General features: G+C 73.0%; 21 protein-coding genes. 18 read left to right on the top strand and 3 right to left on the bottom strand.

What is annotated here, in order from left to right:
- Positions 1-30: 30 nt before the first annotated feature.
- Positions 31-528 carry a MarR family winged helix-turn-helix transcriptional regulator gene (locus tag IC607_RS06745; protein WP_191786349.1) on the bottom strand — a complete coding sequence of 166 codons (498 nt, stop codon included), beginning with the start codon at positions 526-528 and terminating at the stop codon, positions 31-33.
- A 79-nt stretch (positions 529-607) separates the two neighbouring features.
- Between IC607_RS06745 and idi the strand changes: the two genes are divergently transcribed.
- The 14 genes from idi to IC607_RS06670 all read left to right on the top strand — a co-directional run bounded on the left by idi (position 608) and on the right by IC607_RS06670 (position 14,899).
- Positions 608-1,177 (top strand): isopentenyl-diphosphate Delta-isomerase, encoded by a 570-nt coding sequence (gene idi, locus IC607_RS06740; RefSeq protein ID WP_191786347.1) that lies wholly within the window; start codon positions 608-610, stop codon positions 1,175-1,177.
- Positions 1,158-2,186: a polyprenyl synthetase family protein gene (locus IC607_RS06735; protein WP_191786345.1), complete on the top strand. Its 1,029-nt coding sequence runs from the start codon at positions 1,158-1,160 to the stop codon at positions 2,184-2,186. The genes idi and IC607_RS06735 overlap by 20 nt, the downstream gene beginning before the upstream one ends.
- A complete protein-coding gene (locus tag IC607_RS06730) occupies positions 2,183-3,091 on the top strand; it encodes a squalene/phytoene synthase family protein (RefSeq protein ID WP_191786343.1) in 909 nt (302 codons plus the stop codon). Before IC607_RS06735 ends, IC607_RS06730 begins: the two co-directional genes overlap by 4 nt.
- Complete coding sequence (gene crtI / locus IC607_RS06725; protein ID WP_191786341.1) at positions 3,088-4,638, top strand: phytoene desaturase family protein; 1,551 nt, start codon at positions 3,088-3,090, stop codon at positions 4,636-4,638. The genes IC607_RS06730 and crtI overlap by 4 nt, the downstream gene beginning before the upstream one ends.
- Positions 4,635-4,958: a lycopene cyclase domain-containing protein gene (locus IC607_RS06720; RefSeq protein ID WP_191786339.1), complete on the top strand. Its 324-nt coding sequence runs from the start codon at positions 4,635-4,637 to the stop codon at positions 4,956-4,958. The genes crtI and IC607_RS06720 overlap by 4 nt, the downstream gene beginning before the upstream one ends.
- Positions 4,955-5,290, top strand: coding sequence for a lycopene cyclase domain-containing protein (locus IC607_RS06715; protein WP_191786337.1), 336 nt, complete (start codon positions 4,955-4,957; stop codon positions 5,288-5,290). The genes IC607_RS06720 and IC607_RS06715 overlap by 4 nt, the downstream gene beginning before the upstream one ends.
- Positions 5,280-6,167 carry a prenyltransferase gene (locus IC607_RS06710; protein WP_191786335.1) on the top strand — a complete coding sequence of 296 codons (888 nt, stop codon included), beginning with the start codon at positions 5,280-5,282 and terminating at the stop codon, positions 6,165-6,167. The genes IC607_RS06715 and IC607_RS06710 overlap by 11 nt, the downstream gene beginning before the upstream one ends.
- Positions 6,168-6,254: 87 nt before the next feature.
- The gene (locus IC607_RS06705; protein ID WP_191786332.1) at positions 6,255-6,401 is read left to right on the top strand and encodes a hypothetical protein; all 147 of its coding nucleotides are present in this window, start codon (positions 6,255-6,257) and stop codon (positions 6,399-6,401) included.
- Between the two features lie 94 nt (positions 6,402-6,495).
- Complete coding sequence (kdpA, locus tag IC607_RS06695) at positions 6,496-8,157, top strand: potassium-transporting ATPase subunit KdpA (RefSeq protein WP_370526059.1); 1,662 nt, start codon at positions 6,496-6,498, stop codon at positions 8,155-8,157.
- The gene (gene kdpB / locus IC607_RS06690; RefSeq protein ID WP_191786326.1) at positions 8,154-10,277 is read left to right on the top strand and encodes a potassium-transporting ATPase subunit KdpB; all 2,124 of its coding nucleotides are present in this window, start codon (positions 8,154-8,156) and stop codon (positions 10,275-10,277) included. The genes kdpA and kdpB overlap by 4 nt, the downstream gene beginning before the upstream one ends.
- On the top strand, positions 10,274-10,927 hold the full coding sequence (kdpC, locus tag IC607_RS06685) for a potassium-transporting ATPase subunit KdpC (RefSeq protein WP_191786324.1): 654 nt from the start codon (positions 10,274-10,276) through the stop codon (positions 10,925-10,927). Before kdpB ends, kdpC begins: the two co-directional genes overlap by 4 nt.
- On the top strand, positions 10,924-13,455 hold the full coding sequence (locus IC607_RS06680) for a DUF4118 domain-containing protein (RefSeq protein WP_370526058.1): 2,532 nt from the start codon (positions 10,924-10,926) through the stop codon (positions 13,453-13,455). The genes kdpC and IC607_RS06680 overlap by 4 nt, the downstream gene beginning before the upstream one ends.
- Positions 13,452-14,141 carry a response regulator transcription factor gene (locus tag IC607_RS06675; RefSeq protein ID WP_191786322.1) on the top strand — a complete coding sequence of 230 codons (690 nt, stop codon included), beginning with the start codon at positions 13,452-13,454 and terminating at the stop codon, positions 14,139-14,141. Before IC607_RS06680 ends, IC607_RS06675 begins: the two co-directional genes overlap by 4 nt.
- Before the next feature lie 53 nt (positions 14,142-14,194).
- Positions 14,195-14,899, top strand: a complete 705-nt coding sequence (locus IC607_RS06670) for a potassium channel family protein (RefSeq protein WP_191786319.1) — start codon at positions 14,195-14,197, stop codon at positions 14,897-14,899.
- On the opposite strand, the gene IC607_RS06665 is transcribed toward IC607_RS06670, so the two are convergent.
- Positions 14,862-15,461, bottom strand: coding sequence for an HdeD family acid-resistance protein (locus IC607_RS06665; protein ID WP_191786317.1), 600 nt, complete (start codon positions 15,459-15,461; stop codon positions 14,862-14,864). The two genes, IC607_RS06670 and IC607_RS06665, sit on opposite strands and share 38 nt — an antisense overlap.
- 82 nt (positions 15,462-15,543) lie before the next feature.
- Here IC607_RS06665 and IC607_RS06660 point away from each other — a divergent pair, with 82 nt between their 5' ends.
- Positions 15,544-16,638 (top strand): glutamate--cysteine ligase, encoded by a 1,095-nt coding sequence (locus tag IC607_RS06660; RefSeq protein WP_370526057.1) that lies wholly within the window; start codon positions 15,544-15,546, stop codon positions 16,636-16,638.
- A 3-nt stretch (positions 16,639-16,641) separates the two neighbouring features.
- On the opposite strand, the gene IC607_RS06655 is transcribed toward IC607_RS06660, so the two are convergent.
- Positions 16,642-17,868, bottom strand: coding sequence for an NAD(P)/FAD-dependent oxidoreductase (locus IC607_RS06655; protein WP_370526056.1), 1,227 nt, complete (start codon positions 17,866-17,868; stop codon positions 16,642-16,644).
- Positions 17,869-18,023: 155 nt separating this feature from the next.
- Between IC607_RS06655 and glgX the strand changes: the two genes are divergently transcribed.
- Genes glgX through treZ form a run of 3 tightly spaced genes read left to right on the top strand, consistent with a single transcriptional unit; the run spans position 18,024 to position 24,609 of the window.
- Positions 18,024-20,333: a glycogen debranching protein GlgX gene (glgX, locus tag IC607_RS06650; RefSeq protein WP_191786312.1), complete on the top strand. Its 2,310-nt coding sequence runs from the start codon at positions 18,024-18,026 to the stop codon at positions 20,331-20,333.
- Positions 20,330-22,840, top strand: coding sequence for a malto-oligosyltrehalose synthase (gene treY, locus IC607_RS06645; RefSeq protein ID WP_191786310.1), 2,511 nt, complete (start codon positions 20,330-20,332; stop codon positions 22,838-22,840). Before glgX ends, treY begins: the two co-directional genes overlap by 4 nt.
- The gene (gene treZ / locus IC607_RS06640) at positions 22,840-24,609 is read left to right on the top strand and encodes a malto-oligosyltrehalose trehalohydrolase (RefSeq protein WP_191786308.1); all 1,770 of its coding nucleotides are present in this window, start codon (positions 22,840-22,842) and stop codon (positions 24,607-24,609) included. Before treY ends, treZ begins: the two co-directional genes overlap by 1 nt.
- Positions 24,610-24,770: the final 161 nt, after the last annotated feature.

The raw sequence follows: 24,770 nt of genomic DNA, 5'->3' as shown, positions 1-24,770 counted from the left end.
CGGCTGCCGCAGCGCCGTCTGCGGCACGCCTCAGGCCGACGTCAGGGGCGCGACACCACGCTCGCTGTCGAGATGGTCCGACATCGCGTCCAGGAAGGCGCTGACGTCGCCGCGCGCCTGCGGTGGGACGGCACGCGCGATGGCGGCCATCGCCTCGTGCATCCGGCCCAGGCGTTCTCGGAGCTCGGTGTGCGCGTGGGGTGTGGCGGCCACCACCACCGAGCGTCGGTCCGTCGGGTGCGTGGTCCGGGTGAGGTGGCCGGACGCGCTGAGCCGGTCGAGCAGCTTGGTGGTCGACGCGGTCGAGATCCCGAGGTGGCCAGCGATGTCACCGGGGTGGGCGTGGCCGCCGCGCTGCTCGACGGCGATCACGTACTGGAGGGCGGACATGTCCGTGACGTTCATCCGCATGCCGGCGCTGATCCGCCGCCGCATGTCCTCGTCGGCTCGCCGGAAGCGGCGCACCGCCTCGAGGATCTCGGCCACCGACGGGTCGTCGGCGTACCAGAAGTGCGCGGGCTCGGTCATGCCTGGATACTAGCCTGGCTACCTACTAGCCTTACTAGTGGTGGTCGAAGTTCACCACACCCCTGCGCAAGGAGCTCGCATGCCGACAGCAACCGATGACGTCGTCGTCCTGCTCGACGAGGAGCACCGCCCGTGCGGGACCGCGCCGCGCTCCACCGTCCACGACGACGCCACCCCGCTGCACCTGGCGTTCTCCTGCTATCTGTTCGACCCGGACGGCCTGGTGCTCCTGACGCGGCGCGCGCTGGCCAAGCGCACCTGGCCCGGCGTGTGGACCAACGCGTTCTGCGGCCACCCACGGCCCGACGAGGGGATGCCCGACGCCGTGCGGCGGCACGCCCGCACCGAGCTCGGGATCGAGGTCGACGAGCTGCGCCTCGTGCTCCCCGAGTTCCGCTACCGCGCCACCGACGCGTCCGGGGTGGTGGAGAACGAGTTCTGCCCGGTGTGGTTCGCCACCACGCGGCAGTCGCTCCGTCCGAACCCCGACGAGGTCATGGACCATCGCTGGCTGACGACCGCCGAGCTGGGCCGAGCCACCGCAGCCGCCCCGTGGGCGTTGAGCCCCTGGCTCGTCGGGCAGGTCGCGGAGCTCGCCGCGCTCGATGGCCTGGACAACCACCGCGCCGATGCGGTCCTGGCGGGCTGACGTGGACGGGTTCTTCGCGGAGGGACAGGCGCACGCCGCCGCGTACGGGGCGGAGTACCGCGCGCTGTGGGTCGCGCTGCGGTCCGCCGGCGAGGGCGGCCGACGGCTGCGTCCGGCGCTGGTCGCGGACGCGTACGCCGCGTTCGGGGGCACCGAACCGGCCGTCGCCGAGCGGCTGGGCGAGGCCATCGAGCTGCTGCACACGGCCTTCGTGGTGCACGACGACGTGATCGACCACGACGTCCGGCGCCGCGGGCGCCTCAACGTCTCGGGGATCTTCTCCCACCGCGCCACGGACGCCGGAGCGCGGCCCGCCGCCGCCACCGCCTACGGCCAGGCCGCCGGCATCCTGGCCGGCGACCTGGCGCTGGTCGGCGCGATGGCCCAGCTCGCCACCGTGACGACCGACGCCCGCGTCGGCGCCCGGCTGGTCGCGCTGGTCCACGAGGCGGTGCGCACGAGCGCCGCGGGCGAGCTCGACGACGTGCACCTGGGTCTCGGCACGCGGGTGCCCACGCTCGAGGAGACGCTCGCGGTCGCCGCCCACAAGACGGCCGCCTACTCGTTCGCGCTCCCCCTGCAGGCGGGCGCGCTCGCCGCGGGCGCATCGGAGGAGGACCTGGCTGTCGTCGGGCGCGTCGGGCACCGCCTCGGCACCGCGTTCCAGCTCTGCGACGACCTGCTGGGCGTCTTCGGCGACGAGCAGGTCACGGGCAAGAGCACCGTCTCCGACCTGCGCGAGGGCAAGATGACGGCCCTGATCGCCTGCGCCGCACGCACGTCCGCATGGCCGGCGGTCGCCGCCCACCTGGGCGACCCCCAGCTCGGCGCCGCACAGGCTGCCACGCTGCGGTCGCTGCTCGAGAGCTGCGGCGCGAGGACGGCCGTCGAGCAGCTCGTCGAGGAGCACGTCCACGCAGCTCGCGAGCTCGCACGTACGGTAGGCCTCGACGAGGTCGTCGAACGTGTGACGGCCCTGGCCGCGAAGGACCCGGGGAGGGCGGCATGAGGGCGACGGCACGCGAGGCGCGCGCACGGGCCGACCGCCACGACGGCGCGAGGCTCTACGACGCCGCTGCGGAGCACGCGACCGCCCAGATCGTCGAGGAGTACTCGACGTCCTTCGGACGCGCCTGCCGCCTGCTCGCCGAACCCGTCCGCACGCAGGTGCGCAGCATCTACGGCCTGGTCCGCCTGGCCGACGAGATCGTCGACGCCGACGCGCTCGACCTGACCGACGCCGAGCGCTCCGACCTGCTGGCGGACCTGGAGGCCCAGACCGCGCACGCCATGGAGCGTGGCTTCTCGACGAACCTCGTGGTGCACGCCTTCGCGCGCACGGCCCGGGCGTGCGGTATCGACCAGAGCCTGGTCGCCCCGTTCTTCGCGTCCATGCGCACGGACCTGGAGCGGACCGAGCACGACGCCGACTCGCTCGACACCTACGTGTACGGCTCGGCCGAGGTGGTCGGACTCATGTGCCTGCGCTCGTTCCTGGCCGCGGACCCGGACCGCGACAGGCGGTACGCCGAGCTCGCTCCCGGTGCCCAGCGCCTGGGGGCCGCGTTCCAGAAGGTCAACTTCCTGCGTGACCTCGCCGCGGACCACGACACGCTGGGCCGCACGTACTTCGCCGGCGTCGTGCCGGGCGGGCTCACCGACGCGCTTCGTGACGAGCTGCTCGATGACATCGACGCCGACCTGGCCGCCGCGTCGCCCGCCATCGACGCGCTGCCCTCGTCGTCGCGTCGCGCGGTGCGCTGCGCGTACGACCTGTTCGCGGCGCTGTCCCACCGCCTGCGCGTGACGCCGGCGGCACAGATAGCCCGGACCCGTGTCCGTGTGAGCACGCCCGCGAAGGTGCGGATCGTCGCGCGGTCGCTGGTGGGCTCGTTGCTGACGGGGACGCGGTGAACGGGCGGCGCGCGGTCGTCGTCGGTGCGGGCATCGCGGGGCTGGCGTCTGCGGCCCTGCTGGCGCGCGACGGGTACGACGTCCGGGTGCTCGAGCAGCGCGACCAGGTGGGCGGGCGCGCCGGGACGTGGTCCCAGGACGGGTTCACGTTCGACACGGGCCCGTCGTGGTACCTCATGCCCGAGGTGTTCGAGCACTTCTTCGCGCTGTGCGGGACGAGTGCGGACGCGGAGCTGGACCTCGTCGACCTCGTCCCCGCCTACCGCGTGTACTTCGAGGGCGCACCCGACCCGCTCGAGCTCGTGACCGGCGAGGCGCCCGCGCTCTTCGAGCGGGTCGAGCGCGGCGCGGGAGCGGCCCTGGACGCGTACCTCGACTCGGCCCGCGACGCGTACGACCTGGCCCTCGACGAGTTCCTCTACACCACCTTCGCGTCGCCCCGGTCCCTGCTCTCCGGACGGGCCGTGCGGCGCTCCCCCCGTCTCGCTCGCCTGCTCGCGACGTCGCTCGAGAGCCACGTCGCGGGCCGGTTCACCGACCGGCGGCTGCGCCAGGTGCTCGGCTACCCGGCAGTGTTCCTCGGCACCTCGCCCGAACGCGCGCCGAGCCTCTACCACCTGATGAGCCACTGCGACCTGACCGACGGGGTGCGCTACCCCATGGGCGGATTCGGCACGGTCATCGACGCCGTGGCACGCCTCGCGACGAGCGCCGGCGCGCGGATCAGCACAGGGGTCCGCGTCACGTCGATCCTCACGGGCGACGACCGCGCCGTGCGCGGCGTCGTGACGGACGAGGGCGTCGTCGCGGCGGACGTCGTCGTCGGCGCCGGGGACCTGCACGACCTGGAGACGCGCCTGCTCCCGCGCGATCTCCAGACCTACCCCGAGTCCTGGTGGTGCCGCCGCGACCCCGGCCCGGGGGCCGTCCTGGCCTACCTGGGCGTGCGCGGACGTGTGCCCGGGCTGACGCACCACACGATGTTCTTCAACGCCGACTGGCGGACGAACTTCGACGCGGTCTTCGGGGCGGACAAGCACGTGCCCGACGACGCCTCGATGTACGTCTGCACGCCGTCGCGGACCGACCCGTCGGTCGCGCCCGCCGGCATGGAGAACCTGTTCGTGCTCATCCCCGTCCCGGCGGACGTCACGATCGGGTCCGGCGGCCTCGACGGCGCGGGCGACGAGGCGGTCGAGCGGGCGGTCGACGCGGCCGTCGCGACCATCGCGGAGCGGACCGGCACCCCTGACCTGGCCGAGCGCATCGTGCTGCGCCGCACCGTCGGCCCGGCGGACTTCGCCCGCGACCTGTCCTCGTGGTCGGGCGGCGCGCTGGGCCCGGCGCACACGCTGCGCCAGTCCGCGTTCCTGCGCGGCCGCAACGCGTCCCGCAAGGTCGGTGGCCTGCTCTACGCAGGCGGGTCCACGCTGCCGGGGATCGGCCTGCCGATGTGCCTGATCAGCGCGGAGAACGTGGTCAAGCGCCTGCGGGGCGACACCTCGTCGGGCCCGCTGCCCGAGCCCGTCCGGCAGGCCGTCGGATGAGGGGCTGGTACCTGACCTTCGAGCTGGTCTCGCTCGCATGCATCGTGGCGCTCGACGCGCGCTACCGGTTGTTCCTGTGGGCCGACCTGCGCCGCGGCCTGGTCGTCCTGGTCACCGGCGTGGTCTTCTTCCTCGCGTGGGACGTGGTCGCGATCCACGAGGGCTTCTACGGGCGTGGGAAGGGCAGCGCGATGCTGGGGGTCGAGGTCGCTCCGCACCTGCCCGTCGAGGAGCTCGTGTTCATCACGTTCCTGACGTACCTGACGATGGTGGTGCTCGCGATGGTCAGGCGCGGGCTCGCCGCTGGGGAGGGCCGATGAGCTACCTGGGTCTGGCGCTGCTCTTCGTGGCCTTCGCCGCTGTCGTCGCCGTCGTCGCTGCCGTCCGCCGTCCCGACCCGCGACGAGCCGCCGCGATGGCCGTCACAGCCATGGTCCTCGTCGCCCTGACGATCGTCTTCGACAGCGTCATGGTGCTCGCGGACCTGTTCAGGTACGCGGACGCTCAGCTCGTCGGGATCCGCATCTGGCGGGCACCGGTCGAGGACCTGGCGTGGCCGATCGCCGCCGCCCTGCTGCTGCCGTCGGTGTGGGCGCTGCTCGCTCCCGCGCCCGCCCGGACGACGGACCGGGAGGCCGACCGTGTCCGTTGACACCCACCCGGTGCGCGCGGGGATCGCGCAGGTCGTCGGCTCGTCGAGGCCGCTGTCCTGGATCAACACGGCCTACCCCTTTGCCGCGGCGTTCCTGCTCGCGGGTGGCGACGACGTCCTGACGCTCGTCGTCGGCACCCTCTACTTCCTGGTCCCGTACAACCTGCTGATGTACGGGATCAACGACGTCTTCGACTACGAGTCGGACCTGCGCAACCCCCGCAAGGGCGGCGTGGAGGGCGTGGTGCTGTCCGACCGCTGGCACCGGACGACGATCTGGGCCGCGGTCGTCAGCAACGTCCCGTTCCTGGTGGCGCTGGTGTGGCTCGGCAACGGCTGGTCGGACCTGGTGCTGGCGATCAGCGTGTTCGCGGTCATCGCGTACTCGGCGCCGCACCTGCGGTTCAAGGAACGCCCGGTCCTGGACTCGTTCACGTCCAGCACCCACTTCGTCTCCCCCGCCGTCTTCGGGGTCACGCTCGCGGGCGGATCGTTCACGCGGCCCGTGGTCGCCGTGCTCGCCGCCTACTTCCTGTGGGGCGCGGCATCGCAGGCGTTCGGCGCCGTGCAGGACATCACCGCCGACCGCGAGGCCGGCATCGGGTCGATCGCCACCGCGTTCGGCGCCCGCCGCACGGTCCGCCTCGCCATGGCCGGGTACGCGGCGGCCGCGGTCCTGATGCTCGACGCCGGCTGGCCCGGGATGCTCGCCGCCGCCGTGCCCGTCGTCTACCTGATCTCGGTGGCGCCGTTCCGTGACCTGCGCGACGAGGACTGCGAGCAGGCCAACCGCGGCTGGCGCCGGTTCCTGTGGCTCAACCTCGTGATGGGGTTCCTCATCACGCAGCTGCTCATCGTGATGGCGCTGACGTCCTAGTCAGCGTCCCGTCAGGTCGGCACGTCCCGGCGTCAAGGATGCGTCAACGCCCCCGCCGGCCGCCGCCACGGGTCGTAGACCTGTGCCGTGCCCGCCGTGCGCGGGTGCCGGCCCGTGCCCACGGGCCGCCGGCTCGTCGAAGGCAGAACAGTGGCTGACCTGGCCTTTCTCGCGTTGACGCTCGGCTTCTTCGCCGTGCTCGCGATCGTCGCTTCCCGCGTGGACCGCACATGAGCGGGGAGGATCTCGCCGGCCTGCTGGTCGCCGGCGCCGTGCTCGTGTACCTCGTCGTGCAGCTGCTGCGCGCCGACAAGGTCCGGTGACGCGCGTGAGCACGTTCACCACCGTCGCCCAGGTGCTGGTCGTCGTCGGCGTCCTCGCCGCAACGCACCGCCCCCTGGGCGACTACGTCGCGCACGTCCTGAGCGCGCCCCGCCACCTGCGCGTCGAGCGGGCCGGCTACCGGCTCATGCGGGTCGACCCCGATGCCGACCAGCGGTGGAGCACCTACCTGCTCTCGCTGCTCGGCTTCTCGCTGGCGTCGGTGCTCCTGCTGTTCGGGCTCGCCCGGATGCAGGACCACCTCCCGCTCGACATCGGCATGCCGCCCATGGACGCGCCCGGCGCCTGGAACGCGGCGGTCTCGTTCGTCACCAACACCAACTGGCAGTGGTACTCGGGCGAGACGGCCGCGGGTCACCTGCTGCAGATGACCGGGTTCACCGTGCAGAACTTCGCGTCCGCCGCCGTGGGCGTGACGGTGCTGGCGGCGCTCGCTCGCGGGTTCGCGCGGCACGAGGCAGCGGGGCGGGTCGGGAACTTCTGGTCCGACCTGGTGCGCACGATCGTCCGGGTGCTGCTGCCGCTCGCGTTCGTCGCGGCCCTCGTCCTCGTCGTCGGGGGCGTCATCCAGAACCTGCACGCCCACACCGACCTGACCACGCTCACGGGCGGCACGCAGACGGCGCTGGGCGGCCCGGTGGCCTCGCAGGAGGCCATCAAGGAGCTCGGCACCAACGGCGGCGGGTTCTTCAACGCCAATTCCGCGCACCCGTTCGAGAACCCGACGCCGTGGACCAACATCTTCGAGATCATCCTGCTGCTCCTGCTGCCGTTCGCCCTGCCCCGCACGTTCGGCGTCCTGGTCGGTGACCGACGCCAGGGCACCGCGATCGCCGCGACGATGGGCGTCCTGTGGGCCGGGTCGGTCGCGCTCCTGACGTGGGCGGAGATGGCCGGTCCCGGGCTGGTCCCTGCGGCCGCCGGCGGAGCCATGGAGGGCAAGGAGACCCGCTTCGGCGAGGCCGCCTCCGCACTCTTCGCGGCGTCGACCACCGGCACGTCGACCGGGGCAGTGAACGCCATGCACGACTCCCTGACCGCACCGGGCGGCGGCGTGGCGATGGTGAACATGCTGCTCGGCGAGGTCGCACCGGGTGGCGTCGGCTCCGGCGTCTACGGCATGGTCGTGCTCGCCGTCGTCGCCGTGTTCCTCGCGGGGCTCATGGTGGGCCGCACTCCCGAGTACCTGGGCAAGAAGCTGGCGCGGCCGGAGATCACCCTCGTCGCGCTCTCCGTCCTGGCGATGCCGGCCGTCGTCCTCGTGGGCTCCGCGCTCGCCATCTCGCTTCCCGCAGGTCAGGCGGGGATCCAGGAGCCAGGCGCCCACGGCATCTCCGAGGTCGTGTACGCGCTCGCGTCGGCCGGCAACAACAACGGCTCCGCGTTCGGCGGGCTGACCACCGGGACGCCGTTCTACGACACGCTGCTCGGTCTGGCCATGCTGGTCGGCCGGTTCGTGCCGATCGCGCTCGTCCTCGCGCTGGCCGGTCGCCTCGCGAGCGCCCGCCGGGTGCCAGCCTCCGCCGGCACCCTGCCGACCCACACACCGGTGTTCGTCGGCCTCCTCGTCACCGTGACCCTCGTGGTCGTCGGCCTGACGTTCGTCCCCGTCCTCTCGCTCGGTCCCGTCGTGGAGTCGCTGTCATGAGCACCACCACCCTGGGCGCCCCGGCGCCCGCGCCCACCACCCCCACCCCCGCCGCACCGCGGTCCGCGCTCGCGCCGTCCCAGCTGCTCGCAGCCCTCCCCGGTGCGCTGCGCGGCATGGACCCGCGTGCACTGTGGGACTCCCCCGTCCTGTTCGTCGTCGAGGTCGGCGCGCTGTTCACCACCGTCCTGGCCGTCCTCGACCCGAGCGTGTTCGCGTGGTCGATCGCCGCCTGGCTGTGGATCACCGTGCTGTGCGCGACGCTCGCGGAGTCGGTCGCGGAGGGGCGCGGCAAGGCGCAGGCCGCGTCCCTGCGCGCGACGCAACGGGAGACGGCCGCCCGCCGCCTGGTCGCGGGCTCGGACGAGATCGCGGTGGCCACCGGGCTCGGTTCGTGGCCCACGACCGAGGTCTCGTCGTCCGCGCTGGGCGTCGGGGACGTCGTCGTGGTCAGCGCCGGCCAGACGATCCCCGGCGACGGCGACGTCATCGAGGGCGTCGCGTCCGTCGACGAATCAGCCATCACCGGCGAGTCCGCACCCGTCATCCGCGAGTCCGGCGGGGACCGGTCGGCGGTCACCGGCGGAACGGTCGTGCTGTCCGACGAGATCGTGGTGCGCATCACCGCCCCGGCCGGCCAGACGTTCGTCGACCGCATGATCGCGCTGGTCGAGGGCTCGCAGCGGCAGCGCACGCCCAACGAGGTGGCGCTCAACGTCCTGCTGACGTCGCTGACCATCGTGTTCGTCCTGGCGGTCGTGACGCTGCAGCCCTTCGCGGCGTACTCCGACGCGGCTCCGCCCGTCGTCGTCCTCGTGGCGCTGCTGGTGTGCCTGATCCCGACGACGATCGGTGCGCTGCTGTCCGCGATCGGCATCGCCGGCATGGACCGGCTGGTGCGGCGCAACGTGCTGGCCATGAGCGGCCGCGCGGTCGAGGCCGCCGGTGACGTCGACGTGCTGCTGCTCGACAAGACCGGGACGATCACGTTCGGCAACCGGCAGGCCGCAGAGCTGCTGCCCGCGGCCGGCGTGGACGCCCGTGAGCTCGCCGACGGCGCACAGCTGTCCTCGATGGCCGACGCGACGCCCGAGGGGCGCTCCGTGCTTGTGCTCGTCAAGGAGAAGTTCGGCCTGCGGGAGCGGGCCGAGGGCGACCTGGTGGGTGCTGAGCTGGTGCCCTTCACCGCACGCACCCGCATGAGCGGCGTGGACGTGCAGGGTCGGCGGGTGCGCAAGGGCGCCGCCGCGGCCGTCTCGCACTGGGTGCACTCCACCGGTGGTCACACGGGCGACGACGTCCGCGCGACCGTCGACGCGATCTCGTCTGCCGGTGGGACACCTCTGGTGGTCGCCGAGCAGCGCGGCGACGGGCCGGCACGCGTCCTGGGCGTCATCCACCTCAAAGACGTCGTGAAGAACGGCATGCGCGAGCGGTTCGACGAGCTGCGTGCGATGGGCATCCGCACGGTCATGGTCACCGGCGACAACCCGCTGACCGCGAAGGCGATCGCCGCCGAGGCAGGCGTCGACGACGTCCTGGCCGAGGCGACTCCCGAGGACAAGCTCGCGCTCATCCGGCGCGAGCAGGCCGGCGGCCGGCTCGTGGCGATGTGCGGCGACGGCACCAACGACGCCCCGGCACTGGCACAGGCCGACGTCGGAGTCGCGATGAACACCGGCACGACGGCCGCGAAGGAGGCCGGCAACATGGTCGACCTCGACTCCGACCCCACCAAGCTCATCGAGGTCGTCGAGATCGGCAAACAGCTGCTCATCACGCGCGGCGCACTGACCACGTTCTCCGTGGCGAACGACGTGGCGAAGTACTTCGCCATCCTCCCGGCGATGTTCGCGGTCGCGGTCCCGCAGCTGGACGTCCTCAACGTCATGCGCCTGTCCAGCCCGGAATCGGCGATCCTGTCCGCGGTCGTCTTCAACGCCCTCGTCATCGTCGGGCTCCTCCCCCTGGCACTGCGCGGAGTGCGCTACAAGCCGTCGTCCGCGTCCGCGCTCCTGCGCCGCAACCTGCTGGTCTACGGCGTGGGCGGCATCATCGCGCCGTTCGTCGGCATCAAGCTCATCGACCTGATCATCTCGGCACTCGGAGTCCTGTCATGACCGCCACGACCACTCGTACCCGGCCGACCAGACCGGTCGGCACGGTCGGACTCGCGTTCTGGCGCCAGTCCTGGGCGGGCCTGCGCGTCCTGCTCGTCCTGACCGTGCTGCTCGGCGTCGTCTACCCGCTCATGGTCACCGGCATCAGCCAGGTGACCATGCGCTGGCAGGCCGAGGGGTCGCTCCTCACCGCGAACGGCGGCCGGACCACCGACCGCTCGGAGGCAGTCGGTTCGGCGCTGATCGGGCAGCCCTTCGACGGTCCGTCGTGGTTCCAGCCGCGCCCGTCCGCCGCCGGCGACGGGTACGACACGCTCGCGTCCGCCGGCTCGAACCTGGGACCGCTCGACCGGGACCTCCTCGCCGCCGTCGACCAGCGCCGCGCGGATCTCGCGGCAGCCGACGGGGTCGCTCCCGGGGCCTTGCCCCCGGACGCGGTCACGGCATCGGGTTCGGGCCTCGACCCAGACATCTCCCCCGCCTATGCGCGGCTGCAGGTGAACCGTGTCGCCCGCGAGCGGGGCCTGTCCCGCGACGAGATCGCCGCGCTGGTGGAACGGCAGGTCGTCGGCCGCGATCTCGGCTTCCTCGGCGAGCCGCGGGTCAACGTGCTGCGCCTGAACCTGGCGCTGCAGACAATGGGCTCGTGACGGACGAGCGCGAGGTGGGCGTGGCCGCGCCGGGGAACCGGCGCGGCCGCCTCACCGTCTACCTGGGCGCCGCTCCGGGGGTCGGCAAGACGTACGCGATGCTCGACGAGGCCCACCGCCGGCTCGCACGCGGGACGGACGTGGTCGTCGGCCTGATCGAGACGCACGGGCGCGCCGGGACTGCCGCCCAGGTCGACGGCCTCGAGGTCCTTCCCCGGCGGAGCCTGGTGCACCGGGACGCGTCGTTCACCGAGCTCGACACGGACGCCGTGATCGTCCGCGCACCGCAGGTCGCGCTCGTCGACGAGCTCGCGCACACGAACGTCCCCGGTTCGCGCCACACCAAGCGCTGGCAGGACGTGCACGACCTCCTCGCCGCGGGCATCGACGTCGTCACCACCGTCAACGTCCAGCACCTGGAGTCGCTCAACGCCGACGTCGAGGCCATCACGGGCGTGCGGCAGCGCGAGACCGTGCCGGACCACGTGGTCCGCGACGCCGACCAGATCCAGCTCGTCGACCTCTCCCCCGAGTCGCTGCGACGGCGGATGGCGCACGGCAACGTCTACCGCGCCGAGCAGATCGACGCGTCGCTCTCGTCGTACTTCCGGGTCGGGAACCTCACGGCCCTGCGCGAGCTCGCGCTGCTGTGGCTGGCCGACCGCGTCGACGACGCGCTGGCGGCGTACCGCCGTGACCACGCCATCGAGGCCCCGTGGCCGGCCCGCGAACGCGTCGTCGTCGCAGTGACCGGCGGCCCGGAGACCGACACGCTGCTGCGGCGCGGCGCCCGGATCGCCCAGCGCGCCGCCGGGTCGGAGCTGCTGGCCGTCCACGTGCTCGCGACCGACGGGCTGCCGAGCGTGCCGCCCGCGGATCTCGCCGACCACCGCCGGCTCGTGGAGTCGCTCGGCGGGACGTTCCACACGGTCGTCGGCGAGGGTGTCGCACGTGCGGTCGTCGACTTCGCCCGCGGCGTGAACGCGACGATGGTCGTCGTCGGTGTCTCGCGGCGCAGCCGGTGGCGCGAAGCGCTCTCCGAGGGCAACGGCACGGAGATCGCCCGGCTCGCCGGTGCCATCGACGTCCACCTCGTCACACATGAGGGTGCGCGCAGCGGCGTCCGCCCACGCGTCCGGCGGTCCCCGCTGTCGACGTCGCGGCGGGTCGCGGGCTGGGTCGTGGCGGTCCTCGGTCCGGTCGCCATGACGCTCCTGCTCGAGGCCGTCCGGGAGAACATCGGCCTGCCCACCGACCTGATGCTCTTCCTGGCCCTGACCGTGCTCGTCGCGCTCGTCGGCGGACTGTGGCCCGCCGTCGTCTGCGCGGTGGTCGGCTTCCTGCTCCTCAACTGGTTCTTCACGGCCCCGACGGGCCGCCTGACCATCGAGAAGCCTGAGAACGCGCTGGCGCTCGGTGTGTTCGTCCTGGTCGCGGCTGGTGTCGCGTCCGTCGTCGACCGCGCCGCACGCGCGGCGACGGAGGCGTTCCGGGCCCGCGCCGAGGCGTCCGCCCTGGCAGCCGTCTCGCGGTCGGTCCTGTCCGGCGAGGACACGGCCGCGGCGCTCGTCGCGCGCCTGCGCGAGACGTTCACGCTCGAGTCGGTCGCGCTGCTGGCCCGGACCGACGACGGGTGGCGGACGCTGGCGACCGACGGCTCGCACCCGTGCCAGGACCCCGCGCTGGCGCAGACGGTCCTGACTGTCGACGACGACCGCGTCCTGGCCCTCACCGGCCGGTCGCTCGCCGCCAGCGACCGCAGCGTGCTCGAGGCGTTCGCGTCCCAGGTCGGCATCGTGCTGGAGCACGAGCGTCTCTCCGCGCAGGCCGAGCAGGCCCGGGTGCTCGAGCAGGCCGACGCGACGCGCACGGCCCTGCTCGCGGCAGTCTCGCATGACCTGCGCACGCCGCTCGCCACCATCCGCGCATCGGTGGACGGGCTCACCTCCGAGGACCTGCACCTGACCCTCGCCGACCGCACCGCGCTCGTCACGACGCTCGCGACGTCGACGGCGCGCCTCGAGCGGCTCATCGACAACCTGCTGGACCTCTCCCGGCTCCAGACCGGCAGCGTGCGCCCGGTGCTGCGGGCCACGAGCCTCGACGAGATCGTGCCGCTCGCGATCGAGGGCCACTCTCCCGAGCTCGTCCGGATGGAGGTGCCCGAGACCCTGCCTCTCGTGCTGACCGACGCCGGGCTGCTGGAGCGCGTCGTCGCCAATCTCGTCTCGAACGCCGTCAGGCACGCGCCCGCGGGCGCGCCCGTCGTCGTCACGGCCGAGGCGTCGACGGCCGGCATGGTGCTGCGGGTGGTCGACAAGGGCCCGGGTGTGCCCGGCGACCTCAAGGAGGGGATGTTCGCGCCGTTCCAACGCCTCGGCGACACCTCCGGCCCCGGCCTGGGTCTGGGGCTGGCCGTCGCGGAGGGCCTGGCGACGGCCGTCGGTGCCGAGCTCGCGGTCGAGGACACGCCCGGTGGCGGCCTGACGATGCTCGTCACGGTGCCCCTCGCGGGGGCGTCGTCGTGAGCGGGGGCAACCGGGTCCTGGTGGTCGACGACGAACCGGGCCTCGCTCGCGCGCTCGCGATCACGCTGCGCGCCTCGGGCTGGGACGTGACCACGGCGGCCGACGGGGCGGGAGCGCTGGCCGCCGCGGCCGAGCACCTTCCGGACGTCGTGCTCCTGGACCTCGGCCTGCCCGACATCAGCGGGATCGACGTCCTGACCGCGCTGCGCGCCTGGAGCCGCGTGCCCGTCGTCGTGCTGTCCGCACGGCAGCACGGCGAGGACAAGGTCGAGGCGCTGGATGCCGGCGCCGACGACTACGTCACCAAGCCGTTCGCGATGAACGAGCTGCTCGCCCGCCTGCGCGCCGCCGTCCGTCGTTCCGCAGCCCCGGCCGACGGCGAGTCGGCGCTCGTCGAGGCGGGCACCCTGAGCATCGACCTGGCTCGGCGCCGCGTCCTGCGCGACGGTACGGAGGTCCGCCTCACCCCGACCGAGTGGGCGATGCTCGAGGTCCTCGTGCGCAACCGGGGACGGCTCGTCCCCCGGCGTCAGCTCCTGCAGGAGGTCTGGGGCCCGGCGTACAGCGACGAGACCAACTACCTGCGGGTCTACTCCGCGCAGCTGCGGCGCAAGCTGGAGGACGACCCCGCAGCGCCGCGCCACATCATCACGCAGCCCGGCATGGGCTACGTGTTCGAGGTCTGACGCCCCCCGTGCCTGATACGTTCCGGCCGGAGACATCGCGCCGGGAGGTACACATGCCAGGGGTACGACGACTGCCGGTCGGACGGCTGCGGGCGGAGCCCGACCACTTCGGCGCGGTGCTGGTGCTGCTGGTCGGCGCCTACGTGCTCTCCGTGCTCGACGACGACCCGTGGGTGCGGATCGCCGTCACCGCGCTGAACCTGACCGCGCTGGTCTTCGCCGTCAAGGCCTCCCAGCCGCGGCCGCCGCTGCGGGCGGTGGTCCGCGGCATCGTGATCGCCGGCGGTGTGCTCGTGTGCGTGGCGTTCCTGACGTTGCCGGCCGAGGACGCCGACGGCATCACCGACTGCGTGCTCGTGGTGGTGCTCGCCACCACGCTCGTGTGCATCATGGACCGCATCCTGACGGCGCAGGACGTGACGCTGCGGGTCATCGCCGGGGCGATCTCCGCCTACCTCCTGGTGGGGCTCATGTTCGCCGCCGTCTTCGGCGTCGTCGGGTGGCTGCAGGGTGGGGACTTCTTCGCGAACGGAGAACCGCCCGACCCGGAGACGCTCCAGTACTTCTCGTTCACGACGATCACGACGCTCGGCTACGGGGACTTCACCGCCGCCAGCAGCGCCGGGCGTGGGCTGGCGGCGCTCGAGGCGCTCGTCGGGCAGATCTTCCTGGCCACGCTCATCGCACGGCTGGTGAGCTCGTTCCGGCGTCGACCCGCCGTCACGCCATCGCCGCAGGAGGACGCGGACCCGACGTGATGCGGGGCCGCCCCGCCACGAGCAGCGTGATGCCCTCGACCAGCACCTGGACGCCCAGGAGCACACCGAGCACGGTGAGCGTCGCCTCGGTCGGGAACACCAGGATCCAGCCGCCGAGCAGGATCGACAGGATCCCCGTCAGCACGAACAGGCCCTTGCCCCGCGGGAGCGAGGCGGCCGCGACGACGCGGGTGACGCCACCCGCGACGAACGCGGCGCCGATGAAGACGGTGATCCACAACGCGCCGCGCACGGGATGCTGCAGCACGAGCACGCCCAGCCCGGCGAGGGTGATGCCGCCGAGCAGCGCCCACCAGAACCCGCCGGCGCGGAAGCGCGTGAACGCCCACACCCCCAGGACGAGGCCGGCGCCGATCGCGGTCCAGCCGATGAGGAAGACCGACACGACGGTGGCCACCACGACGTCGCCCAGGATGAGCAGCCCCGCGACCACCATGAGGATCCCGAGAGCGACGTCCCAGCCGCTGCGCCGTCGTTCGATCGTCACCGTCACCTCGGGCGGGTCCACGGGGCCACCTGCTTGCGGTTCGGTCTGCGCCATGGCCTGATCATGGCGCACCGCCCCGCGCCGCGCACGCACCCGTCCGGTCGCGCGCAGCCCGCCTCGCCTCCACACTTGCCCGATGCGGAGCATGGGCATCGAGGAAGAGTTCTTGCTGGTCACCCCCGAGGGGCACCCGACGGCGGTCGCCCCGACCGTCCTGTGGCACGCCGCGCAGGTGCGCGACGAGCCGTCGGTGGAACCCGGCGGCGACGTCGAGAAGGAGTTCAAGCGCGAGCAGATCGAGACGTCCACGCCGCCGCGCACGCTGCTCGGCGAGCTGCTCGACGAGGTCCGCGGCGGGCGTGCACGGGTGGACTCCTTCGCCCAGCAGGCGGGCGCGCGTGCGGTCGCGCTCGGGACCGCACCGCAGGCGGTGGAGTCCACCGTGATCCCGGACCGTCGCGCCCAGGAGATCCGGTCGCGGTTCGGCATGACGGCGGCCGAGCAGCTCACCTGCGGCTGCCACGTGCACGTGGAGGTCGACGACGACGAGCAGGGCGTGCAGGTCCTCGACGGCATGCGCCGCTGGACGCCCGTGCTGCTGGCGCTCAGCGCGAACAGCCCGGCCTGGCAGGGCTCGCACAGCGACTACGCCAGCTACCGCTCACAGGTGTGGGGACGCTGGCCGACGGCCGGCCCGACCGCCCCGTTCGGCGACGCGGCCGGCTACCATCGGGCCATCGAGGCCCTGCTGGAGTCCGGCACGATCGTCGACGACGGCATGGTGTACTTCGACGCGCGCCTCTCCTCGCGGTACCCCACCGTGGAGGTCCGGGTCGCCGACGTGTGCCTCGACGCCGAGGACGCCGTGCTCCAGGCCGCCCTGGTCCGCGCGCTCGCCGAGACCGCGCTCGCGACCGGACCGATCGTGCCGCAGCCGCGCGCGGAGCTCCTGCGCACAGCGACGTGGCGGGCCGCGCGCTCCGGCCTCACGGGTGACCTGGTGAGCCCCGTCGACGGTCTCCCCCGCCCGGCCGCCGTCGTGGTCGGTGAGCTGCTGAGCCACGTCGGCAAGGCCCTCGCCGAGGCGGGCGACCTCGAGTGGGTGCAGCGGCACGCGGCAACGGTGCTGCGCCGCGGGAACGGTGCGATCCAGCAGCAGGCGTGGCGCGCGCAGGGAGCCGACGACGACGAGGTGGTGCGCCGGGCCGTCGCCCGGACCCACGCGGTCTGACCGTCAGACCAGGTCGGCCAGGGGGATGTCCGGGTCGGCGAGCCGGGCCGGCTCCACGACAGCGCGCGACCGGATGAGCCGCTCCACGTCCTCGACCACATCCCACACGTTCACGTTCATGCCGGCGACGACCCGGCCGCCGTGGGTCCAGAACGCGATCAGCTCGCGTCCGGACTCGTCGCCGCGGACCACGACGTCGTCGAACCCGTGCCCGGTCCAGCCGACGTACTCCATGCCGAGGTCGTACTGGTCGGAGAAGAAGTACGGCAGCTTGTCGTAGGGCTCGTCGCGGCCCAGGATCGTGGCCGCGGCCGTCGCAGGCTGGTTGAGCGCGGTGGCCCAGTGCTCGACCCGTACGTGGGTACCGAGAAACGGGTGCTCGGCCCGGGCGATGTCCCCGACGGCCAGCACGTGCTGGTCCGACGAACGCAGGTGCGCGTCGACCACGACGCCGTCGTCGACCAGCAGACCCGCGTCGCGCGCCAGGTCCACACGAGGCGCGGCACCGACCCCGACCACGACGAGGTCGGCGTCCACCACGGTGCCGTCCGCGAGCGCCACGCCCCCGACGTGCGCACCGTCGCCGGCGGCAAGGATCCGCGACACCTCGGCCGAGGTGCGCAGGTCCACCCCGTGGGCGCGGTGCAGGTCGGCGAACAGCGCGGCCATCCGGTCGCCGAGGACCGAGCGCAGCGGGAACTCGTCCCTGACCACGACGGTCACCTCGCAGTCCGCCGCCCGTGCGGCGGCCGCGACCTCGAGGCCGATCCACCCGCCTCCCACGACGACGACACGGGACGCGCTCTGCAGCGACGCGCGCAGCCGGTCGGCGTCCGCCAGGGTCCGCAGGCGCGCGACGCCGAGGAGGTCGGCGCCGGGGACGTCGAGCGGGCGGGGTGCGCTGCCGGTGGCGAGGACGACGTGGGTGAAGCCGTGCCGGGTCCCGGACGTGTCGATGACGTCGCGTCCGGCGAGGTCGAGCGCGGTGGCCTGCACGTCGAGGTGGAGCTCGACGTCATGGTCGGCGTACCAGTCGGCGTCGTGCACGAAGACGGAGTCGCGCTCGTCGGACCCCTGCAGGTAGCCCTTGGACAGCGGTGGCCGCTCGTAGGGCAGCTCGTCGCCTGCCTCGAGGAGCACGATGCCGCCGTCGTGCCCGCCGTCGCGCAGCGCCTCGACCGTCTTCGCCCCCGCCAGTCCCCCGCCGACCACCACCACGCGTCCCGCCACGGCCCCGCCCTTCGCCGGCGCCCCGCACGGGCGCGCTGTCTGGCAGCGCACCAGGTCGCGACCGGTTCCGCAACCGCGGGCGCCGTGTCGGTCATCACCCGGTGCGGGCGCGCACTGGGCGGGCGCCGGAAACATGGGGCTGGCACCCTTGGCCCATGTTGATCTGGCCTGGACGCCCCTACCCGCTCGGCGCGACGTACAGCGGAAGCGGTACGAACTTCGCGCTCTTCTCCGAGGTCGCCGACCGCGTAGAGCTGTGCCTGTTCGACGAGGACGGCACCGAGACCCGTGTCGACCTGCCGGAGGTCGACGCGTTCGTCTGGCACGGCTACCTGCCCGCGGTGCAGCCGGGGCAGCGCTACGGCTTCCGCGTGCACGGCCCGTACGACCCGGCCGCGGGGCACCGCTGCAACCCGGCCAAGCTGCTGCTGGACCCGTACGCGAAGGCCATCGACGGTCAGATCGACGGCGACGCGTCGCTGTTCAGCTACCAGTTCGACGACAACGACGCACGCAACGACGACGACTCCGCGGGCCACACCATGACGTCGGTCGTCATCAACCCGTACTTCGACTGGGGTCAGGACCGTGCACCGCGCCACGAGTACCACGATTCGGTCGTCTACGAGGCGCACGTCAAGGGTCTGACGCAGCAGCACCCGGCCGTGCCCGAGGAGCTGCGCGGCACCTACGCGGGCATGGCGCACCCGGCGGTCATCGCGCACCTCAAGGCGCTGGGGGTCACGGCCGTCGAGCTGATGCCGGTCCATCAGTTCGTCGACGACACCCACCTGCGCGAGCAGGGGCTGTCCAACTACTGGGGTTACAACACGATCGGGTTCTTCGCCCCGCACAACGCCTACTCGGCCTTCAAGCTCCCCGGCCAGCAGGTGCAGGAGTTCAAGGCGATGGTCAAGGAGCTGCACGCGGCGGACATCGAGGTCATCCTCGACGTGGTCTACAACCACACCGCCGAGGGCAACCACATGGGCCCGACCATCAGCTTCCGCGGGATCGACAACGCCAACTACTACCGGCTCGTCGACGAGGACCTGTCGCACTACTTCGACACGACCGGCACCGGGAACTCGCTGCTCATGCGCTCCCCGCACGTGCTGCAGCTGATCATGGACTCGCTGCGGTACTGGGTCACCGAGATGCACGTCGACGGCTTCCGGTTCGACCTGGCCGCGACGCTGGCCCGGCAGTTCCACGAGGTCGACCGGCTGTCGGCGTTCTTCGACCTGGTCCACCAGGACCCGATCGTCAGCCAGGTCAAGCTCATCGCGGAGCCCTGGGACATCGGCGACGGCGGCTACCAGGTGGGCGGCTTCCCGCCGCTGTGGTCGGAGTGGAACGGCAAGTACCGCGACACCGTGCGCGACTTCTGGCGCGGCGAGCCCTCCACGCTCGGCGAGTTCGCCAGCCGCCTGTCGGGCTCGTCGGACCTCTACGAGCACACGGGACGCCGGCCCATCGCGAGCGTCAACTTCGTGGTCGCGCACGACGGGTTCACGCTGGCCGACCTCGTCTCCTACAACGAGAAGCACAACGAGGCCAACGGCGAGGGCAACCGCGACGGCGAGAGCTTCAACCGCTCGTGGAACTGCGGCGCGGAGGGACCGACGGACGACCCGGAGATCCTCAAGCTCCGGGGCCGTCAGCAGCGCAACTTCATGGCCACGATGTTGCTGTCGCAGGGGATCCCGATGATCGCCCACGGCGACGAGATCGGCCGGACCCAGCAGGGCAACAACAACGTGTACTGCCAGGACAGCGAGCTGTCGTGGATGGACTGGGACCTGGGCGACGCGCAGACGACGATGCTCGAGTTCACCCGGGAGGTCGTGCGCCTGCGCCGCGAGCACCCGGTGTTCCGGCGGCGCCGGTTCTTCGCCGGCTCGCCCGAGCACGGCGGGGAGTCCGAGCTGCGCGACATCGCGTGGCTCAACCCGGGCGGCACGCACATGGAGGACGACGCCTGGCAGAACAGCCAGGCCCGGGCGGTCCAGGTGTTCCTCAACGGCGACGCGATCGCCGAGCCCGACCTGCGCGGCGAGCAGATCGTCGACGACTCGTTCCTGGTGCTCTTCAACGGCCAGCCGGAGCCGGCGACGTTCACGCTGCCCGACGCGGAGTACGGGCAGACGTGGACCGCGGTGCTGGACACCGACTCGCAGGTGCCGATCGGCGCGACGGCCGAGGCCGGCAGCGAGGTGACGCTGGCCAGGAGCTCCGTCGTCGTGCTGACGCGTCCCCCGGTCGAGCCGGTGCCGTCGTACTCGTCGGGCGCCCTCGCGGCCGCCGCGCGGGAGTCGGAGCGGGCCGCCAAGCAGAACCCCGAGCACCGCACGGTCGGTACGTCGCCGGGCGACGAGGCCGTGACCGACGAACAGCCGGCCGACGGGAAGCCTGCCGACAAGCCCCAGCGCCGCAGCCGCGCCAAGAACCCGAAGAACGCATGACCGAGCAGTGGACGGTCGCGTCCCGCCGCATCCCGGCGGCGGGCCGGCCGGTGCCCGTCAGCACCTACCGCGTCCAGCTGGGCGCCGACCTCACGTTCGACGACGTCGCGGCGCGTGTGCCGTACCTCGCCCTGCTCGGGGTCACGCACGTGTACCTGTCGCCGATCCTGACGGCCGCACCGGGCTCCACGCACGGGTACGACGTCGTCGACCACGACGAGGTCTCCCCCGTGCTCGGCGGCATCGACGGCCTTCGCCGCCTCGCCGACGCGGCTCACGCCCACGGCCTGGGGCTGGTCCTCGACATCGTGCCCAACCACATGGCGGTCCCCACGCCCGTGTGGCACAACGCGCCGCTGTGGTCGGTGATGGCGCAGGGGCCGGAGTCGCCGTACGCGCACTGGTTCGACGTCGACTGGTCGGCCGGTGACGGGGCGCTGCTGGCGCCCGTGCTGGGCGACCGCATCGGGACGGTCCTGGCGGAGGGGCAGATCACGCGCGACGAGGTCGAGATCCCCGGCCTCGGCGTGACGCCCGTGCTGCGGTACTTCGACCACGTGTTCCCCATCCGTCCCGGCACGGAGGCGCTGGGACTGGCCGAGCTGGTCGAGCGCCAGCACTACCGGCTGGCCTACTGGCGCGTGGCCGACGAGGAGCTCAACTACCGCCGCTTCTTCGACGTCGGCACCCTGGTGGCGATCCGCGTCGAGGACCCGGAGGTCTTCGACGCGACGCACGCCCTGGTCCTGGACCTGCTGCGCGACGGCACGATCGACGGCCTGCGCATCGACCACCCCGACGGCCTGGCCGACCCGGCCGGCTACCTGGCCCGGCTGCGGCAGCACAGCGACGGCGCATGGGTGGTCGTCGAGAAGATCCTGGAGGGCGACGAGGAGCTGCCCGGCGACTGGGACACGGCGGGCAGCACGGGGTACGAGGCGCTCTGGCGGGTGCAGCAGACGTTCGTCGACCCGGGCGGTGCGGCCGACCTGGCCGGGCTCATGCACCGCGTCACCGGCGACGCCTCGGACGGCTTCGAGGACATGGCCAACCGGGCCAAGCGCGAGATCGTCGACGGTCCGCTGTACGCCGAGGTGCACCGCCTGACGTCGCTCGCTGCGGACATCTGCCGCGACGACCTGCGCCTGCGCGACCACACGTTCCGCGCGCTCGAGGACTGCCTGATCGAGCTGCTGGTCGCGTTCGACCGCTACCGCGCCTACGTGGTGCCGGGTCAGACGCCGCGCGCCCAGGGGATCGAGGTCCTGACGTCGGCGGCCGACGAGGCGCGCGCCCACCTGAGCCCGGAGCGTGGCGCGACCATGGACGTGCTGGTCGACCTGCTGCTCGGGCGCGAGGTCGGCAGCGCGGGGCGGACCCGCGGGCACCGGCGCGACGAGCTCGTCGTCCGGTTCCAGCAGACGTGCGGCGCGGTCATGGCCAAGGGCGTCGAGGACACCACGTTCTACCGCTGGACCCACCTGTCCGCGCTGTGCGAGGTGGGCGGGGCGCCCGAGCGCTTCGCGCTGACGCCCACCGAGCTCATGGCGTGGGCCGCGCGCGCGCAGCACACCACGCCGTACGGCATGACGACGCTGTCGACCCACGACACCAAGCGCAGCGAGGACACCCGCACCCGGATGGGCGTGCTCAGCGAGCTGCCGCGCGAGTGGTCGGCGCTGGTGCGCGACCTGCGTGCCGCATCCGTCCGGTACCGCAGCGGCCTGGTGGACGGCCGCACCGAGTACCTGCTGTGGCAGACCTTGGCGGGCACGTGGGCCGCCGACGGGCCGCTCGCGGTCGAGCGCCTCGAGCAGTACCTGGTCAAGGCGATGCGCGAGGCGAAGGACAGGACCACGTGGACGGCGCCCGACGAGGAGTACGAGACGGCCGTCCTCGACCTGGCCCGCAACGCGGTCGCCGACGAGGCCGTCGTCGAGCTGTTCACCGCGTGGGAGGCCCGGACCCGCGCCGCGGTTCGGGCGGCGACGCTGGGGACCAAGCTGGTCCAGCTCACCCTGCCGGGCGTCGCCGACGTCTACCAGGGCACCGAGGCGACGGCCGTCGCGCTGGTGGACCCCGACAACCGGCGTCCGGTCGAGGTGGCCGCGCTCGCCGCCCGGCTGGAGCGGCTGGACGACGGTGCCGGCCCGCGAGACCTGGACGACGAGAAGCTGCTGGTCACGTCGCGGGCGCTGCGGGTGCGCCGCGACCTGGCTGACGCGTTCGTGGGGCCGGGCGCCGGGTTCCTGCCGCTCGCGCACTCCGCGGGGAACGCCCTGACGTTCGCCCGCACGGTCGACGGCGAGCCGCGGGTGGCCGTCGTCGCGACCCGTCTGGGTGCCGCCCTCGAACGCCTGGGCGGCTGGGGCGAGCACACCGTCGCACTCCCGGAGGGGAGCTGGCACGACGTGCTCACCGACCGGGTGGTCGACGGCGGAGTCGTCCCGGTGGCCGACCTGCTGGACCGCCTGCCCGTCGCCCTGCTGGTGCGGGAGGTGTTCTGATGCTGCCCCGCGTGTGGGCGCCGGGCGCGGGGCGCGTGGAGGTGGTGCTGAGCGACGAGCGCCGTGCGCTGGTCGCCGACGGTGGTGGGTGGTGGACGCACGACGTCGACCTGCCGCACGGGACCGACTATGCGTTCAGCGTGGACGGCGGCGATCCTCGGCCCGACCCGCGCAGCGCGTGGCAGCCGCGCGGCGTGCACGCGCCCAGCCGCGTCTTCGACGCGATGCGATACACCTGGCGCTCGGACTGGGCGGGAGTCGACGTGCGCGGTCGCGTGCTGTACGAGCTGCACGTCGGGACGTTCACGGCCGCCGGGACGCTCGCGGCCGCCGTCGAGCACCTGAACGACCTCGTCTCGCTAGGCGTCGACGTCGTCGAGCTCCTGCCGCTCGCCCCCTTCGACGGGGAGTTCGGCTGGGGCTACGACGGGGTCGACCCGTACGGGGTGCACGAGGTCTACGGGGGCCCGGCCGCGCTGCAGCACTTCGTCGACGAGGCGCACGCCCGCGGCCTGGGCGTCTGCCTGGACGTCGTGCACAACCACCTGGGCCCGTCCGGCAACTACCTGTCGGCGTTCGGGCCGTACTTCACGTCGACGCACCAGACACCGTGGGGCGACGCCGTCAACCTCGACGCCGACGGCTCGCACGAGGTGCGTCGCTGGGTGGTCGGCTCCGCGCTGCGCTGGTTCACCGACTTCCACGTGGACGCCCTGCGCCTCGACGCCGTGCACGAGCTGCGCGACGACTCCGACCAGCACGTCCTCGCGCAGCTGTCCGACGAGGTCGCAGCCCTGTCGGCCTCGCTGGGGCGGCCGCTCGCGCTCGTCGCGGAGACCGACCTCAACGACCCCGTCAGCATCGCCGCCACGGCGGACGGCGGCTGGGGCATGACCGGGCAGTGGGCCGACGACGTCCATCACGCGATCCACGCCCTCGTGACCGGCGAGCGGCACGGCTACTACGTCGACTTCGGCTCCGCCCCGACCCTCCGCAAGGCCCTGACCGGCGCATTCGTCCACGACGGGACCCTGTCGACGTTCCGCGGCGTGCCGTGGGGGGCGCCCGTCCCGGCGGGCACCGACGGCCACCGCTTCGTCGTCAGCGTGCAGAACCACGACCAGGTGGGCAACCGTGGCCTGGGCGACCGACCCTCCGAACGCCTGCCGGTCGGTGCGCTGGCGGTCGAGGCGGCGCTGCTGCTGCTCTCCCCCTTCACGCCGATGCTCTTCATGGGTGAGGAGTGGGGTGCGCGCACCCGGTGGCAGTACTTCGCCGACCACCCCGACCCCGAGCTGGCCCGCGCCGTGCGCGAGGGCAGGCGCGGCGAGTTCGGCGGCCACGGGTGGGCCGCGCTGTACGGGCCGGACGCGCAGATCCCCGATCCGGGCGCGCGGTCCACGTTCGAGGGCAGCCGCCTGGTCCGTGGCGAGATCGACGACCCGGAGAGAGCCGCGCTGCACGACTGGTACCGGCTGCTGATCGCCCTGCGACGCTCGGTCCCCGAACTCGCGTCCGGCGACCTCGCGGCGACCGACCTGACATGGGACGGGCCCGACGACGCCGACGGCCCCTGGCGCGGGGTCCTCGTACTGCACCGCGGCCGCGCGCGGGTGGTCCTCGCGCTCGGCGACGCCGAGGCTCAGGTGACCGTGCCCGACGCCGACGACCTCGTCGTGGCCGCGTCGTGGGGCGAGCCGGTCCGGACGTCGCCCGGCGTCCTGCGCGTGAGCGCACCGTCGGTGACCATCCTGACGCCTCCGGCATGAGCGCGTCGTGCTGACTCAAGGCCGGCCAATTCATCAGTTCTACTGACGCATATGGTGCCTGATTCATCGCTGTACCTGACGACTGTGCCGGTCGCATACTGGCCGGAGCGGGGTGATCCGATGCCTCGCTGCCCGCGCGCGGGCACGTGATCGAAGGAACC

It is taken from the genome of Cellulomonas sp. JH27-2, from assembly GCF_014837175.1.
Lineage (GTDB): Bacteria > Actinomycetota > Actinomycetes > Actinomycetales > Cellulomonadaceae > Cellulomonas.
Note: the sequence above shows the minus strand (reverse complement) of the source record. Positions and strands in the feature narration are given on the sequence as shown.